Origin of the sequence: Collinsella sp. AF39-11AT (genome assembly GCF_003474585.1) — a bacterium.
Taxonomy (GTDB): Bacteria; Actinomycetota; Coriobacteriia; order Coriobacteriales; family Coriobacteriaceae; genus Collinsella.
In genome coordinates this window covers 115,353-132,075 of sequence record NZ_QROG01000002.1, presented here as the reverse complement: position 1 = coordinate 132,075, position 16,723 = coordinate 115,353, and the positions used below count along the sequence as shown (strand labels likewise).

15 protein-coding genes and 1 tRNA gene are annotated in these 16,723 nt (G+C 59.8%); 9 read left to right on the top strand and 7 right to left on the bottom strand.

All coding sequences use genetic code 11. The features are described 5' to 3' along the window. From DW037_RS01810 to DW037_RS01790, 5 genes are all read right to left on the bottom strand, one after another. Positions 1-1,797, bottom strand: coding sequence for an AAA family ATPase (locus DW037_RS01810; protein WP_158551588.1), 1,797 nt, complete (start codon positions 1,795-1,797; stop codon positions 1-3). Positions 1,798-1,999: 202 nt separating this feature from the next. Continuing rightward, positions 2,000-3,778: a hypothetical protein gene (locus DW037_RS01805; protein WP_117629106.1), complete on the bottom strand. Its 1,779-nt coding sequence runs from the start codon at positions 3,776-3,778 to the stop codon at positions 2,000-2,002. 128 nt (positions 3,779-3,906) lie between these two features. Continuing rightward, positions 3,907-4,326 carry an HI0074 family nucleotidyltransferase substrate-binding subunit gene (locus DW037_RS01800; RefSeq protein WP_089572004.1) on the bottom strand — a complete coding sequence of 140 codons (420 nt, stop codon included), beginning with the start codon at positions 4,324-4,326 and terminating at the stop codon, positions 3,907-3,909. Then, a complete protein-coding gene (locus tag DW037_RS01795) occupies positions 4,313-4,600 on the bottom strand; it encodes a nucleotidyltransferase family protein (RefSeq protein ID WP_089572006.1) in 288 nt (95 codons plus the stop codon). The genes DW037_RS01800 and DW037_RS01795 overlap by 14 nt, the downstream gene beginning before the upstream one ends. An 8-nt stretch (positions 4,601-4,608) precedes the next feature. Continuing rightward, positions 4,609-5,040: an Rrf2 family transcriptional regulator gene (locus tag DW037_RS01790; RefSeq protein WP_089572008.1), complete on the bottom strand. Its 432-nt coding sequence runs from the start codon at positions 5,038-5,040 to the stop codon at positions 4,609-4,611. Between the two features lie 224 nt (positions 5,041-5,264). Between DW037_RS01790 and sufC the strand changes: the two genes are divergently transcribed. From sufC to sufU, 5 genes are read left to right on the top strand one after another with little or no spacing between them, the layout of a single operon-like run. Then, entirely contained in the window at positions 5,265-6,065 is an 801-nt protein-coding gene (gene sufC, locus DW037_RS01785) for a Fe-S cluster assembly ATPase SufC (RefSeq protein WP_117629105.1), read from the top strand. Between the two features lie 12 nt (positions 6,066-6,077). Next, positions 6,078-7,490 (top strand): Fe-S cluster assembly protein SufB, encoded by a 1,413-nt coding sequence (gene sufB / locus DW037_RS01780; RefSeq protein ID WP_022094821.1) that lies wholly within the window; start codon positions 6,078-6,080, stop codon positions 7,488-7,490. After that, on the top strand, positions 7,490-8,761 hold the full coding sequence (locus DW037_RS01775) for a SufD family Fe-S cluster assembly protein (RefSeq protein ID WP_118372676.1): 1,272 nt from the start codon (positions 7,490-7,492) through the stop codon (positions 8,759-8,761). Before sufB ends, DW037_RS01775 begins: the two co-directional genes overlap by 1 nt. Beyond that, entirely contained in the window at positions 8,758-10,083 is a 1,326-nt protein-coding gene (locus tag DW037_RS01770) for an aminotransferase class V-fold PLP-dependent enzyme (protein WP_199408841.1), read from the top strand. The genes DW037_RS01775 and DW037_RS01770 overlap by 4 nt, the downstream gene beginning before the upstream one ends. Continuing rightward, positions 10,076-10,510, top strand: a complete 435-nt coding sequence (sufU, locus tag DW037_RS01765) for a Fe-S cluster assembly sulfur transfer protein SufU (protein ID WP_117583738.1) — start codon at positions 10,076-10,078, stop codon at positions 10,508-10,510. The genes DW037_RS01770 and sufU overlap by 8 nt, the downstream gene beginning before the upstream one ends. Positions 10,511-10,575: 65 nt before the next feature. On the opposite strand, the gene DW037_RS01760 is transcribed toward sufU, so the two are convergent. Next, positions 10,576-11,376 (bottom strand): transposase, encoded by an 801-nt coding sequence (locus DW037_RS01760; protein ID WP_117629103.1) that lies wholly within the window; start codon positions 11,374-11,376, stop codon positions 10,576-10,578. 403 nt (positions 11,377-11,779) lie between these two features. Here DW037_RS01760 and DW037_RS01755 point away from each other — a divergent pair, with 403 nt between their 5' ends. The 4 genes from DW037_RS01755 to dinD all read left to right on the top strand — a co-directional run bounded on the left by DW037_RS01755 (position 11,780) and on the right by dinD (position 16,342). Next, complete coding sequence (locus DW037_RS01755; protein WP_006235554.1) at positions 11,780-12,514, top strand: iron-sulfur cluster assembly scaffold protein; 735 nt, start codon at positions 11,780-11,782, stop codon at positions 12,512-12,514. Positions 12,515-12,532: 18 nt separating this feature from the next. After that, positions 12,533-13,537 (top strand): GGGtGRT protein, encoded by a 1,005-nt coding sequence (locus DW037_RS01750; protein ID WP_055252290.1) that lies wholly within the window; start codon positions 12,533-12,535, stop codon positions 13,535-13,537. Positions 13,538-13,793: 256 nt separating this feature from the next. Next, complete coding sequence (locus tag DW037_RS01745; protein WP_117629102.1) at positions 13,794-15,320, top strand: FAD-dependent oxidoreductase; 1,527 nt, start codon at positions 13,794-13,796, stop codon at positions 15,318-15,320. A 161-nt stretch (positions 15,321-15,481) separates the two neighbouring features. Beyond that, entirely contained in the window at positions 15,482-16,342 is an 861-nt protein-coding gene (dinD, locus tag DW037_RS01740) for a DNA damage-inducible protein D (RefSeq protein ID WP_117629101.1), read from the top strand. Positions 16,343-16,606: 264 nt separating this feature from the next. On the opposite strand, the gene DW037_RS01735 is transcribed toward dinD, so the two are convergent. Continuing rightward, positions 16,607-16,679 (bottom strand) — tRNA-Lys (locus tag DW037_RS01735). Positions 16,680-16,723 lie beyond the last annotated feature (44 nt).

Here is a 16,723-nt window from a genome sequence, read left to right as displayed (position 1 = left end):
TTAAAGCCGCTGGCACACCGTAGCCACATGCTGCCCATCAAAACCGAACCCCCAGCGCATGCGACCCACGCCGGGGCGCGGCACACGGATTTCGTCGATGCCGTCGCGCTCTATGTCGAGTAGCGCCTGCACGGCCAGCAATTCCAGGCCCAGCGCATCCACATCGGGGTCATACATCAAGTTAATCGTTATCAGCGGGCGCTCGCCCAGCATACCGATCGTATCGGCTATGTCGAACACGGCGCCCGTAGGAAAAACCTGGATGTCCCAGCGATCCGCGCCACACTTTCGCCTCGAAGCAGGATTGGCATAGCCCGGCAATCCAAAGCAGAGTCCTTGCAAGAGTAGGTGATATGGCAGCGGTGTATCTGGGTCGGTCGCACCGATTCCCGCATCTCCCAAGATGCGGCTTAGCGCCCGCCTCACGGTATCCTCGTTCCCATGGCACAGCCCGTCGCGAAACGCATCGACGTCTCGAATGTCTTCTGCAGCGCACTCAAACCACTCAATAATCACTAGACGCAAGGCCTGGCGAAGCTCGTTATTGGGCAATCGCAAAGCACGGAGGCGATCGCCATGCTCTGGCTCCTCAGTCATATCCGTCGTGAGAAAACCGGACAGATACAGCGCTGTCCACATGCCATCGTCAGGCGAGACATCTGGCTCTGCAGTGCCCAAACAAAGCGGGACCTCAGCGCGCCCATGGGCCTCGAGCAAATCAAACAAGACCGAAAGGCGGTCGAGATTCCACCCGGCAACTACCCTACTCAGGCAATCGACATATCCATACAGATCGGCACGCACAGGCGCCGTGCAGCCTCGGCCCAGAAAACCGATCACACGCTCTGGACTCGAGCAATAGGCCCTGCCAAACCGATACCCCTCGAGCCATTCACGCGCATCATCCAGGTATTCCTCGCGCCCAGCATGATTCAAAAGAGAATCGACCTCGGCATCCGAAAAACCGAAACATCGGTCACACCACGCCGACAGCGGCGTCGTCAGACAATACGAGCAGCCGCGCGAAGAAAGCGCCGCTTCGGCAGGACCGGGACACTCCCCCATCAGACACGTCAGCCGCAACGAATCGCGCGCAGTGGCAATGGCGTCAAACAGCACACGGTCAAGTAGTTCTGCCGGATCGGCGACGGAAGCGTCCCTCGCGCTCGCACGGCGAGACCACGCCGCATCGTACCCATCAACGAGCAATACAACCTGCTCATCGCAGGCAACCTCCAGCAGCTCTATGAGCACACCGAGCACCGAGTCAACCTCGTCCGCGCTCGCCACGCCACGCGCGACACGTTCGATGTGACGCACCTTATCTCGAGCTAAATCCGGAGCCTCCAAGAGCGCCAACAAGCGAGCGCACTCGCCCGAAAGGGCATCGCGCACGACGCCGGCAATAGCGGGGCCACGCCTCGCGACGCCAGAAAAGTCCAGCGATATCACCGGATAGCAAGCATACTCATCCCGATAGCGCCCGCCGTTCGCATCCCAAATCTGAGCATCGGCAAACAAACGCTGACCAGAGCGACCGACCGCTGGACGCTCCAGAAAAGCCCTAAGCATCGACAAGTTCATGCTCTTGCCAAAACCCTCGGGTCGACAACACACCACAACGGACGCGTCGCAGTCCAACACATCGGCAATAAACATGGTCTTGTCAACCAGCATGCAGCAACCAAGGGCCTCCGCATAGTCGTGCATGCCAATGGGCAAAACCGCATCGTCGGCACAGCCGATCAAGCGCACGCCAAAGCCAGCAGCACAATCAACATTTGCCTGTTCAGACACCAAAACGTTCCCCCTAAATCGCTGCACGATGCCAATTGTAATGACCGCCTCGCGCGTACCGACGACGCCGTGCGAACATATCGGGCAACGGTAGCAACAAGAGGTGTGAGGGGGCATAACTAATCGTTGCACAACAAAACGGGGCCCGATGCATTCGCACCGGACCCCGTCCCAACTCTTTAGTTATCTAGCAACCAAGAGGCTACTCCTCCGAGCCGTCCTCCCCAGAAGCTTTCTTCTGCTGATCGAGCTTATGCTTACCACTTACGATAGACGTAGCGCCCAGTGTGGCCAAGCTTGCACTGGCAAGGCTCGCCATAACGATAAGGTCGCCCGTCTTGGGCATGTTACCGCCAGATGACTTGGTCGTTGTAGTCGTCGTGGTTGTAGTGGTCACCGTCTTGGAGTCATTTTGCTCTTGGACCTGGTTGTCAGCACCGCTCTTGTCGTCGTCTTCGGGCTGTTTCTTTTCGCCCTCGGTCTTGCTCTCGTCCTTCTTCTGACCGGACTTGTCGCCCTTCTCATCAGAGCTAGGACCCTTATCGGATTCAGCCTTTTCGGAAGCCTTGCCCTTGGAGTCGCCCTTTGCGGCCTCGGTCTTTTCCGTGGAAACCTGATCAGAGTTGTCCTTGTTCTGGGTCGAGCCATTATTGACGCCAGCCATCAGCGAAGAGCCCAGCGTAGAACCAAGCTGCACGGAGAAAGAAGGCTTCTTGTCCGGCGAAGCAACGGGGGCGTCCGGCACCTTATTCGAGTCGTCCTTGGAAGCATCGGAATCAGGTGTTGCATCAGAGCCAGAGCCGTTGTTAGAGCCGGTGTCAGCGGACGAATCGCTCGAGCCGGTGGATGAGTTAGAGGTGCCAGCACCGGTCGAACCAGAAGCGTCGCTGTCCGTATTGCCGGCAGAGCTTGAAGACGAATCGCCCGCAGCAGAGCCGTTCGAATCGGAGCCGTTCGAGGTAGAGCCGTCGTTGGTAGTACCACCAGCAGAACCATCACCGTCAGTATCGGTCGAGGGCGCATCCATCCTGTCATCGTTGGCATCGTCACTCGAGTCGTCATTCGAATCAGGTGTCGGCGAGGGTGCCGGCGTAGGCTCGGGCTGCACGGGCGTCGCAGCGGCAGCCTCATCCTCGGCGATATAAGCCAAGCAGTCCTTCAGCTCGTTGCGGTAGCGGTTCTTCCAGCCCTCATGATACTGGGGCTGGCTCGAATACTTGGTCGCCACGTTATTGACCACGCTGTTGGAAAGCGCCGTCACAAACTCGCGATCACTCATACCGTTAGAAAGATTCGCCCAGCGGAAAAAGTCCCTGCAGCCACCGGTGCCGCACATGTTGGTGATGCTCCACACCATGCCCTTGACGCAGTCGGCGCGGCCCGAAATATCAATGCCCAAGCCGCTCTTGAGCCACGCCTCGGTCACCGCATAGTACGAGTTATACGCATAGGCATCTTGAAGTGCTGAGAACTCAACAGGATCGGTGTTGTACGCACCTTGGAAGGCCTCCTGCGCAATACGGCCCAGCTCGGTGAGCTGGCCGTTCTCGTACATGGCATTGCTCGTGTTGGAAATCTCGCTGCCGCGATCAATCGCATCCTTGAGCATGCTGTATTTTTCGGGGTTGTAGTTGTAGGCCTGCTTCATAAACGGAATGAGCGACCATCGACGGTCGAACTGGTAATAGCCCAGCGCGTTATAGCCGTCGCCATACGAAAAGCCCTGGTTATAGTTGCCATGGCTCTCGTACTTGGTAAAGTACTTCATCTCGGGGGTCACGTTAACAAACGAAACGCCCTGGACCGACCTCAGCACGCCCGAGAAGGACTGCTGGGTATAGAGACCCTTATCAATATCGGTGGCATCCGAGGCAACGCCCGGCGTGGGCTCCTCGGCGACGGCGGGCGCGGGTGCGGTAACGGCGCCAAACGAAAGCGCCAGCGTCAGGCCCGCGACAATCGCAGAATGCTTGGGCTGCATAAGATCCTCCCTGCATTGGTATAGTTAAAGTGCAGTTTGCAAAGATAAAAATAAGTATTGCAGCTCACCCGTTGTTGCACAACAACCTCTCGGTAAACGGCAACAACCCTCCGCGAAAACTTAAGGAATTAAACAAACTGGTCGTCGGGCGCCATCAGAAGCTCGCCGTATCGCTCCATCAGCCCGTCCCTCAACTGACAAAAAGCGGGAATATATACGTTCAAGATGCGCTGAATCAAATCTTGAGCGAGCTTGTTGTCATAGATATGGACGTTCGTATTGCGGTCTTTGAGCATATCTAGCCAGGCCGCCTCATCAATAAAGTCGTAGAATCGGTAGGACTCCTTCAAGATGGCACGAGGAGACCCCGACGCGGCAAGCGTGGCGCCCTCATACTCGAGCAGACGCTTAAGGAGCTTCCAGCTCAGTTCAAATTGAAGATTGAACTTATTAATCAAACCACTCTGAACAAAATCATTGTTGAGATCCTGATTGGGCGCATCCTCAAGATTCGCCAAGGCGCTGACAAAGTTCTCATATTTTTTCATACAGAATCACACCATCCCTGGCAATTTCATCGAGCAATTGACGCGATAAGGACTCGTCGAGATTGACGACATCTACATCTAAAAGAGTATCAAGACGCTCCTCGATCAAATATGACAACCGGCCGAAATCCCGGCAACCTGCTACGGCGATGTCAATATCGCTCTTAGGCAAGTTGTCACCTCGAGCGCGGGAACCAAACAGCACAACCTTCTCGGCGTCACATTCCCGAGCAAAAACTTCAATTTGCTTATACACCTTGTCGAGAGATGTCATTTGCAGCCCTACAGCTTAATGTCGAAGTTGATCTCGGGGACGGCAGCAAGGTCGGCCAACGTCACGCCGTCGACGTACTTTTCGATCACGTCGTCCAGACCGCGCCAGAATTTGACGGTCGAGCAGAGATCGCTGCGGGCGCAGCTGTTGTCGATGCCATCGCACGCCACCGGAGCCGTGCTGCCCTCGACGGCGCGCAGGATGTCGCCAGCACGCACCTCGGAGGGATCCTTGGCCATCATGTAGCCGCCGCCCTTGCCGCGCACGCTCTTAAGCAGGCCCGCCTTCATAAGCGGACGAACCAGCTGCTCCAAATACTTTTGCGAGATATGTTCGCGGTCGGCGACCTCGCGCAGGGCAATCTTGCCCTCGGCGTCGCCCAGCGCCGCGATATAGATCATCAGCCGGAGGGCATAGCGGCCCTTGGAAGAAATGAGCATACCTACCCTCCCATTGCATCTGGGACAACATAACCAAGTTTGTTTGTCCCAAATCTTAAGTAAGTGGGACAAACACAACAGGTTATTTTGTCCCAGAATTAGAAAAGTCGAGTGGATTAGTCGGGTTTTCCCTTGACTAACGCCAAACCCATAGTAACTTTATTCCGAGAAGATTCCTAGGGTTTAGTACACCTATGAGTACACCATATACAGAGAGGGACAGCATGAGCGCAAATCCGCTGCTTTCCATCGAAGGTCTCACCGCCTCCGTGGACGAGAAGACCATCCTCCACAATGTCAACCTCAACGTCGCCGCCGGCGAGACCCACGTGCTGATGGGCCCCAACGGCGCCGGCAAGTCCACCCTCGGCCACCTGGTCATGGGCGACCCCGTCTACACCGTGCAGGACGGCCGCATCGTCTTTGACGGCCAGGACATCACCGAGCTCACCACCGACAAGCGCTCCCGCGCCGGCCTGTTCCTGAGCTTCCAGGCCCCGGTCGAGATCCCGGGCGTGCCGCTGTCGAGCTTTTTGCGCGCCAGCATCGCCGGCCGCCCCGGCCTGGAAATGAAGGGCAAGGAGTTCCGCCGTCGCGTCAAGGAGCTCGCAGCTGAGCTCAACATGGACACCGCCTACCTCAACCGTGAGCTGGGCGTGGGCTTCTCGGGCGGCGAGAAGAAGAAGGTCGAGATGCTCCAGCTTCTGCTGCTGCAGCCCAAGCTCGCCATTCTGGACGAGACCGACTCGGGTCTGGACGTCGACGCGCTTTCCACCGTCAGCCACGGCATGGACGCCTACCGCAAGAGCTGCGACGGTTCCATGCTCATCATCACGCACAATACGCGCATCCTGGAGCACCTGGATGTCGACCGCGTCCACGTTATGGTCAAGGGCCACATCGTGCGCGAGGACGACGCCTCGCTCATCCCCTGGATCGACAAGAACGGCTTTGAAGCCTTCGAGCGCGAGGCAGCCGAGCAGCGCGCCCAGGCCGAGGCCGCCGCTGCCGAGCAGCAGGCGTAAAGGGGCGACGCAATGACCAAGAACCGCACCGAGGTCGCGGACATCGACCGCAGCCTCTACGACTTCACCTACGGCGAGGAGGGATTCGAGCGCCTCGACGCCGGCATCACGCCCGACATCGTGCGCGAGATCAGCGCCAAGAAGGACGAGCCGCAGTGGATGCTCGACCTGCGCCTCAAGTCCCTCGAGATCTTCAACCGCTTCCCGGATCCGACGTGGGGCCCCTCCATCGAGGGCCTGGACATGGACAACATCGTCACCTACGTCAAGCCCAACACCGACCAAAAGCACGACTGGGAGTCGGTGCCCGACGACATCAAGAACACCTTTGAGCGCCTGGGCATCCCCGAGGCCGAGCGCAGCTACCTGGCGGGCGTTGGCGCGCAGTACGACTCCGAGCTGGTCTACCACAACATGCAGGACACGGCGTCCAAGATGGGCATCGTGTACTCCGGCATCGAGGAGGCCCTGCACGACCCGCAGTGGGAGCCGCTCATCCACGAGAAGTTTATGACGCTCATCCCGCCCACCGACCACAAATTTGCGGCCCTGCACGGCGCCGTATGGTCGGGCGGCTCGTTTGTCTACGTGCCCAAGGGCACCAAGCTCGACTTCCCGCTGCAGAGCTACTTCCGCCTCAATGCCAAGGGTGCCGGCCAGTTTGAGCACACGCTCATCATTGTCGAGGACGATGCCGACCTGCACTTTATCGAGGGCTGTTCCGCGCCCAAGTACAACGTGGCCAACCTCCACGCCGGCGCCGTCGAGCTCTTTGTGGGCAAGCGTGCGCACCTGCGCTACTCGACCATCGAGAACTGGTCCAAAAACATGTACAACCTCAACACCAAGCGTGCGCGCGTGGACGAGGATGGCGACATAGAGTGGATCAGTGGCTCCTTCGGCAGCCACGTGGGCTACCTCTACCCCATGAGTGTGCTCAACGGCCGCCGCGCCCGGTCGAGCTTTACCGGCATCACCTTTGCCGGCGCCGGGCAGAACCTCGATACCGGCTGTAAGGTCGTGCTCAACGCCCCCGAGACCTCGGCAACCGTCGAGACCAAGGGCATCTCCAAGAGCGGCGGCATTCAGACCTTCCGCAGCTCCATCGTGGCCACGCCCAAGGCCGAGGGTTCCAAGGCAACCGTGAGCTGCCAGTCGCTCATGCTCGACGACCAGAGCCGCTCCGACACCATCCCCGCCATGGACATCCGCGCCAAGAACGTCGACATCGGCCACGAGGCCACCATCGGCCGCATCGGCGACGACAAGGTGTTCTACCTGATGAGCCGCGGCATCTCGGAGGAAGAGGCCCGCACCATGATCGTCAACGGCTTTGCCAACCCGGTCTCCAAGGAGCTGCCGCTGGAGTACGCCGTCGAGATGAACAACCTGATCAAGCTCGAGATGGAAGGAGCGATCGGATAATGAAACAGACCACGAACACCGCTGCCACCACGCTCGAGCAGGTCAATGCGATGCCGGCTGCAACTTGGGGCTGGCTCAAGATGAACCAGACTAAGCTCGAGCTTTCGGCCGAACTTGCCGCCGCACCCGCCGAGGCCGTTGAGGTCGAGGGCTTGGACGAGCAGCTTGCCGGCTCGGCCGACGCCTTCGACGCCGCCATGGACGCCATGGCCGAGCGCTTCCCCGAGCGCCGCGCCTCCGCCCCCGGCGACGCTGCCGACCGTGCCCGCATCACGCCCGAGACCGAGCTCGACGTGCCCGCCACCTCTGTCTACCAGGCCGGCGCCATCAAGCTCGAGGAGGAGCTCTCCCCTGCCGAGGCCTTCGAGACCGGCATGGGCGAGGCTGCCTATGCGTATCTGACCGAGCACGCCACCAAGCGCATCGTCATCGATGTTCCCGCCTACCAGCACGCCGCCGTTACCGTGCGCGTGAGTGGCGTCGACGCAGCGGCTGCGATTGCCGCCATCGACGTCGTCGCCCGCCCGCAGGCAACGCTCGACCTCGCCCTAGCCCTGGACTCCCCCGTTGCCGGCGAGGGCGTCGTGGGCTCCGTGCTGCGTGTGTGCGCCCACGAGTACGCCACCGTCAACGTGACCTGCACGCAGACACTCGACGACAGCTGGATCGCGCTCGACGACACCGGCCTGTTCCTGGACGAGGGCGCGCGCGTCAACGTGCAGCACACCGTCCTGGGTGCCGGCGCCAGCGCCACCGGCCTTGCCGGCGACCTGCTGGGCGATACCGCCAAGGTCACCATCGATACCGATTACCTGGGCGCCCGCGAGCAGGTGCGCGACTTTAACTACGAGCTGCGCCACCGCGGTCGCAAGACCGAGTGCGAGATCGACGCCAACGGCGTGCTGACCGGCACGTCCAAGAAGGTCTACCGCGGCACCATCGACCTCGTGCACGGCTGCAAGGGTGCAACCGGCACCGAGCGCGAGACGGTGCTCTTGGCTAACAAGGGCGTCGACAACAAAACCGTTCCCGTCATCCTCTGCGACGAGGACGACGTCGCCGGCAACCACGGCGCCACCATCGGCCACGTCCGCGACGAGCAGCTGTTCTACCTCGCCTGCCGCGGCCTTGACCAAAACGCAGCCGAGGACCTGTTCATCCGCGCCAAGCTGGAGGACGCTGCGCTTTCCGCCACCGACGAGCGCACCCGCGCCGCCGTCGTCCGCCTGGGCAACAACCTGATCGACAACTCTGAGGAGGAGCTCGCATGATCGATACCGAGCACGTTAAATGTGACACCTGTACCGCACCGGAGCCTATGGAGCTCGACGCCAGCGACGAGGCTTCGCGCGGCTGGCCCACCGTAGATATCGAGACCAACCCCTACAAGGGCCAGTTCCCGCTGTTCCAGCAGCACCCCGAGATCGCCTTCCTCGATAGCGCCGCCACCGCGCAGCGCCCTACCTGTGTGCTCGACGCCGAACGCGACTTCTACCAGCGCATGAACGCCAACCCTCTGCGCGGCCTGTACTCGCTGTCCGTCGAGGCCACCGACGCCATCGCGAAGGTCCGCCAACAGATCGCCGACCTCATCGGCGCCCCCAACGCCAACGAGATCGTCTTCACCCGCAACACGAGCGAGTCGCTCAACCTGGTCGCCAAGAGCTTTGCGCCCACAGTGCTCGAACCGGGCGACGAGGTCGTCATCACCATCATGGAGCACCACTCCAACCTGATTCCGTGGCAGCAGGTCTGCCGCGGGACCGGTGCCAAGCTCGTCTACCTCTACCCCACCAAGACCGGCCAGCTCACGACCGAGGAGGTTCTGGCCAAGGTGGGCCCCAAGACCAAGATCCTGGCCGTAGGTCAGGTCTCTAACGTGCTGGGCGTCGAGAACCCGGTCAAGAATCTCGGCAAGCTCGTGCACAAGTACGGCGGCTATCTGGTCGTCGACGGCGCACAGTCGCTGCCGCACATGCCAGTCAATGTGGCCGATCTGGGCGCCGACTTCTTTGCCTTTAGCGCGCACAAGGCCATGGGCCCCATGGGCATCGGCGTGCTGTGGGGCAAGATGGACCTGCTCAACGCCATGCCGCCCATGCTTACCGGCGGCGAGATGATCGACTCTGTCACCGAGCAGGACGCCGTCTGGGCGCCCGTCCCCGAGAAGTTCGAGGCCGGCACGCAGGACGCCGCCGGCATCTTCGCCACGGGTGCGGCACTCGACTACCTGGTCAACACGGTGGGTTACGAGAACATCCAGGCACGCGAGCAGGCACTCGTCCACTACCTGATGGGCGAGCTCATGCAGCTCGACTTTGTCCAGATCATCGGCTCGATCTACTGGGACAACCACCACGGCGTCGTGAGCTTTAACGTCAAGGGCATCCACCCGCACGATGTCGCGAGCATCATGGACATGGACGGCGTCTGCATCCGCGCCGGTCACCACTGCGCGCAGCCGCTACTCACCTGGCTGGGCGTCGAGAACCTTGCCTGCTGCCGCGCCAGCGTGGCCTTCTACAACGACAAGGCCGATATCGACAAGTTCATCGCCGGCCTGCATCACGTTTGGAGCACGTTCAATGGGTAATCTGTACACCTCCACCACGTTTATGGAGCACAATTCGCACCCTGACTACAAGTACGAGATGGACGCCCCCACGCACGAGCACGACGGCATCAACCCCAGCTGCGGAGACGAGCTCACCTTGCAGCTACGTGTCGAGAACAACGTGATCGAGGAGGCCTCCTTTACCGGCCACGGCTGCGCCATCAGCCAGGCCAGTGCCGACATCATGGCCGACCTCATCACCGGCGAGACCGTCGAGGAAGCTCGCCGCTTGGCAGAGCTCTTCCTCGCCATGATCCGCGGCGAGCAGCTCTCCGAGGAGGACTTGGAAGACCTGGACGAGGCCGCCCAGCTCCAGGACATCTCGCACATGCCCGCCCGCGTCAAATGCGCCGAGCTCGCCTGGCGCACCCTCGACGGCATGCTCACGGGACAAAATAATCAGTAGTATTTGTCCCAAATCTTAAGAATTTTGTTGGCCGAATCGCTTGACAAGAGTGGTTCGGCCATTTTCTATTCCGAGCCCTCAGCCTGAGCATTCACCCGCGCATAAGCGCGCACGATACGAGAGACGGTACTCTTGCTGATTCCCGTATACCGTTCGATCTCGCGCACCGTGTAGCCGCCATCGTGCAGGGCGAAAATGATTCCGTCTCGCCGCGAGGGTGCTACGGTCTTGAGTTTGTTGAGCGGCACACCCAGGCGCTTCGCCATCTTGTCGGCAAACGCACGCCGCTCCCACTCTGTCTCATCCATATCGTGAATCACCGGATCGGAACCATCGGGCATTAACAGAGAATAATCCAGAAACCCCCTGACAGACTCAAAGAGCTCGAGCACACAAGAAGGGTCTGAAAATCCCCTCGTCATATCGTTGTCATACGCTCGCAGATACTCGGCAAAGCTGCTCCACGGATAGCGCTCGATCAGGGCGATACCCGCCTCCTGCGGATTAGCATGAACATAGCGAATGGCGGCCATTAGATAACGGTCGGTATCGAGCGAGCGCCGGTCAAAACGGTTCTGGAACAGATGGCCCGTGCGCCCCGTGCGTTTATTGAACCGACGAGCGTACGTCAAAAGCAGCCGGTGCATCGCCGCGCTCATCGCGTCCTCGTAATCTGCAAGCACCAGATGCACGTGATTGCCCATAAGGCACCAGGCGATAACCGTCACGCCCGCCTCGCGGCAGCACTCGCGCATCAGCTCCAAAAACTCCCACCGGTCTTCATCGCCCTCAAAGATGAGCTGCTTGCCCACACCGCGGGCACAGACATGGTAAAAGCCGGTAACCGTTCTCCAAACGCGCTGCATGGCACCCCCTTCGCCGGGATCTGATTGCCATCCAATACAGCACGATTGAAGCGTGCCATCAAAACATTCACGCAAAACAATACACTCGCGCGGCCAAAGGCAATAAACGGGCGGCGAACGGCACCGTTGCAACAGGTCAGCCCCTGCAACGCTTACAAGAGCTGACCAAAAGCTTGCCAAAGACGAACCCCCTCTACAAAAGTTCACGACCACAGAATATAGAGTTAAACCGTTTCAATTAAAACTTCCGGACTTCTCGCTACGAAAACTGAGCCGTTCGCCGAATATTCCGTGCATTTCGCGGTATTATAGGGGCTGCATGTCATGTCCCTTTCGAAGGGTCGCCCGGCAATCGCCAGCCACGACCCCCAGACGGGACGCCAACACGATAGAGAGGAGAGGCATGCAGTACTCACAGGAAGTGGAGAACATGTGCCCCGTTGCCAAGGGTGCATACCACGGCCCCGCACCCATCCCCGAGGAGGGCAAGTGGGTCCAGGCTAAGGAGATTTCCGACATCTCCGGTCTTACGCACGGTGTGGGTTGGTGCGCACCTCAGCAGGGCGCCTGCAAGCTCACGCTGAACGTCAAGGACGGCATCATCGAGGAGGCCCTCGTTGAGACCATCGGCTGCTCGGGCATGACCCACTCTGCCGCCATGGCTTCCGAGATCCTTCCCGGTAAGACCATCCTCGAGGCCCTCAACACCGACCTCGTCTGCGACGCCATCAACGTTGCTATGCGCGAGATCTTCCTGCAGATCGTTTACGGCCGCAGCCAGACCGCGTTCTCCGAGGGCGGCCTGCCCGTGGGCGCCTCCCTCGACGACCTCGGCAAGGGCCTTCGCTCTCAGGTCGGCACCATGTTCGGCACCAAGGCCAAGGGCGCTCGTTACCTCGAGCTCGCTCAGGGCTACGTCACCCGCATGGCTCTCAACGACAAGAACGAGATCATCGCATTCGAGTTCCTGAACCTCGGCAAGTTCACCGACGCCGTCAAGGCCGGCAAGACCCCCGAGGAGGCCATCGCTGGCGCTATGGGCCACTATGGTCAGTGGGAGAACGCTGCCAAGTACATCGACCCGCGCACCGACGAGGAGACTCACTCCGTCGCCAGCGTGTTCCCGGTTCACGAGTAGAAAGGGAGGGAAATAACTATGACTGTTACGTTCGAAGGTTACGAGCGCCGCGCTGACAAGATCAACAAGTGCCTCGCCGACAACGGCATCGCCTCCCTCGAGGAAGCTCTGCAGATCTGCACCGACAAGGGCTTCAACCCGCGTGAGATCGTCAACAACACCCAGTCCATCGCCTTCCAGAACGCCGAGTGGGCCTACACCCTCGGTTGCGCTCTCGCTGTCAAGCGTGGCGCCAAGACCGCTTCTGAGGCTGCCGCCATCATCGGCGAGGGCATCCAGGCCTTCACCGTTCCCGGCTCCGTCGCCGAGGACCGCAAGGTCGGTCTGGGCCACGGCAACCTGGGCGCTATGCTGCTCTCCGACGACACCGAGTGCTTCGCCTTCCTGGCTGGCCACGAGTCCTTCGCTGCCGCTGAGGGTGCTATCGGCCTGGCTCTGAACGCCAACAAGGCTCGCAAGAAGCCGCTGCGCGTCATCCTCAACGGTCTGGGCAAGGACGCTGCTCAGATCATCGCCCGCATCAACGGCTTCACCTACGTGAAGACCCAGTTCGACTACTACACGGGCGAGCTCAAGGTCGTCGAGACCATCCCCTACTCCGATGGTCCCCGCGCTGCCGTTAACTGCTACGGCTCCGACGACGTCCGCGAGGGCGTTGCCATCATGTGGCACGAGAACGTCGACATCTCGATCACCGGTAACTCCACCAACCCCACGCGCTTCCAGCACCCCGTCGCTGGCACCTACAAGAAGGAGCGCCTCGAGGCTGGCAAGAAGTACTTCTCCGTCGCTTCTGGTGGCGGCACTGGCCGTACCCTGCACCCGGACAACATGGGCGCCGGCCCCGCCTCTTACGGCATGACCGACACCATGGGCCGTATGCACTCCGACGCCCAGTTCGCTGGTTCTTCCTCCGTGCCTGCGCACGTCGACATGATGGGTCTCATCGGCATGGGCAACAACCCCATGGTCGGTGCCACCGTCGCTTGCGCTGTCGCCGTCGAGGAGGCCCTCAAGGCCTAATCGCGCCCGCGCGATGCTCATATAGTTGAGCTTTAGAGCCGCTACCTTTTAAGGTGGCGGCTCTTTTTGTTTGCACTGTCGCAGGGTAGCTAATGCCGATATATCAGTTGGGGCGATATACGAGATGTGATGAGATGGAGCATCAGAACGCCCATGACGCCCACCTGCCATATGTGCCCTTTACCGATTTGCCGAGTCTTTGCGGCCCCATTGCCGATCACCCGTGCGACAATGCGCCGGACGAGAAAGGAATCCGATGGAATCGACTGATGTACTGGTAATTGGATCTGGCATTGCGGGCCTTTGCGCCGCCATCGAAGCGGCGCGCGCGGGCGTGACCGTCACTGTGGCAAGCGCCGGCAAGACTATGAGTGGATCAAGCTTCTTCCCCGGAACCTGGGGCTTGGGGCTTATCGGACCCGTTAACGAAGACGACGAACAAGACCTTATCGATACCATCCAGACCGTTGGTGGCGGCGTCGCCGACCCCGATCTTGTCCAGACGTTTGTCCACAGCATTCCCCAGGCAATTGAATGGCTCGAGCAAGACCTGGGCGTTGAGCTCCAGCGTCCGCAAAGCGCCGAGAGCGCCCAGCAAAAGCAGTTTATCCCCTGCTTTGACCACAAGACGCGCATGTGGCGCGGCCTCACCCGCAAACCCCTTGAGGACGCTCTGACAGCCCGGATCGAGTCGCTCGGCATTCGCCTGCTCCCCCGCCATGAGCTTATCGACCTTGTTGAGGACACGAACGGCAGAATAACCGGAACCGTGCTCTACGACCTCACCGAAAATCGAATCGTGCCCTTTGCTGCCAAGGCCACGATCATCGCAGCCGGTGGCACAAGCGGCCTGTTCGAGCGCAGCCTTACGTCGGCTGATGTGCTCAGCTCCTCGCAGGCCATCGCGCTGGCGCACGGCGCAACACTTACTAATATAGAGTTCATGCAGATGATGCCCGGCTTCATCGAGCCCAAGCGAAACCTTGTATTTAACGAGAAGACCTGGCGCTACGTCAAGTTCGACCAGTCGGTCGATATTGCCGACGGCAAGCTAAACGATCTGCTCGAGCAACGCTCCGGATATGGTCCCTTCACTTCGCGTCTGGATTCTCGCGCTATCGACCTAGCCATCGACCAAGCGGGAGCCGAAGACCTGGCGCTCCACTACGACTTCCCCCGCGAGGACGTCCCCGAGTTTGTGCAGACCTTTGCCACCTGGCTACAAGACGAGCACGGCATCGCGCCGACCGACGAGATGCGCGTGGCGATGTATGCCCACGCCGCCAACGGCGGTATCAAAATCGACAGGACCGCGCAAACGGGCGTTGAGGGCCTCTACGCTTGCGGTGAGGCAACAGGCGGCATGCACGGCGCCGACCGCATCGGCGGCTTGTCGAGTGCCAATGGCATCGTATTCGGGCGCATCGCGGGCGCATCGGCAGCTCGAGCAGCGCTGGACGCTCCCGAGGCGGCCGCTCCGATGGATATCGCCCTCCCTCAGTATGGCATTGCCACAACAGATGCCGAACGCCTGACACACAGCCTTAAGCACACGATGAGCACCTATTGCATGATCAACAGGACCGAAGCAGGTCTATCCAAGGCCCTGCAACAGCTTGAAAGCCTGAAAGACGAGGCAACTGCGCTGAGCAAGCCGCATGCCAATGACAGCGAGATCGCAGCCCTCGCCCGCCTGCAATCGCAGAATCAGCTGGCAACGGAGATGGTCAAAGCCATGCGCAAGCGGACCGAAAGCCTGGGTTCGCACTATCGATCGAATTAAACTGGACACCTATCTAGAGCAGAGCACAACTAATCGATATCTATGGGCCCCGTGACCTCGAAGTGGCACGGGGCCCATTCGTGTCCGCACGGCAGCGTATCCTTATTCTGAGTACAGAGCGGGCAAAGCGCGCATAGACAATAGATCAGCGAGGAGGAGATATGGACAGTAGAGATATCGAGAAGTGGCGTGTCGAACTTGATAGCTACGCCAATGTGGAAGACGGCGTTGAGTATTGGCTCGCACGCGATTTAATGGAACCCATGGGGTACACTCGATGGGAGAACTTTGCCGAAGTTGTTAAGAGGGCAAAAGTCTCGTGCGAAACAAACAAAACTCCAGTTGATTCCCATTTTCGTGACACCACGAAAATGGTAACTGCCGGTGTCGCCGCTCGCGCGGTTAAAGACTACAAGCTTACGCGCTATGCATGCTATTTAATCGCCCAAAACGGAGATTCAAACAAGCCAGAGATCGCGCTCGCCCAGGCGTACTTCGCCGTGCAGACGCGCCGCCAAGAGCTCATAGAGCAGCGCTTCGCAGAGATTCAGCGCTTGCAGGCGCGCCACTCGCTATCTGATTCAGAGAAACAGCTCTCGGGTATTGCGTTCAAACGCGGCGTGGACTCCAAAGGATTCGCAATCATCAAGTCGAAGGGCGATGAAGCGTTATTCGGCGGCAGAAGCACGGCGGAAATGAAGCAACAGCTCGGCGTATCCAAGAGCTCGGCATTGGCGGACGGGCTAGCCGATGTTCTCATCAAAGCAAAGGACCTTACGAACTCGATGACGGCCTTCAACGCCGAGGAACACGACCTGTACGGTCTGGACCAGATCAAGCAAGAGCACGTCGAGAACAACACAAGCGTGCGTGGCAGCCTCATCGACCGCGGAATTGTACCTGAGAACCTACCGCCTGCCGAAGATACAAAAAAGCTCGAGCGTCGCGTGAAGGCAGACGAGAAGAAACTCAAGGAAGGTACTGACGGTTTTACCGATCCCCAGGGTAGACTCGATCTGTGAAAGCGGCCGTGCCCTTTCGGGTTCGACCCCATGAAAGGTCAACAAAAAAGACGGTCAACTATCGCTGACCGTCTTAACATGCTTTGGTGGGCCGTCAGGGGGTCAGCCTGCTTTGCAGGCGGCCGCTGCGGCGCTTTGCGCCTTGCGCGCTGCGTTGGTAAATGCTTACGCATTTCCTCAGCTTCGCGCCCCGACGGGTTCGACCCCATGCGAGGTCAACAAAAAAGCGACCAGCCTAAGCCAGTCGCTTTAACATACTTTGGGTGGGCCGTCAGGGGGTCGAACCCTGGACCTTGGGATTAAGAGTCCCCTGCTCTACCAACTGAGCTAACGACCCAAAGCTAAAGTCCGTCGTAGCGGACTTTAGAGGAGATATCGTGT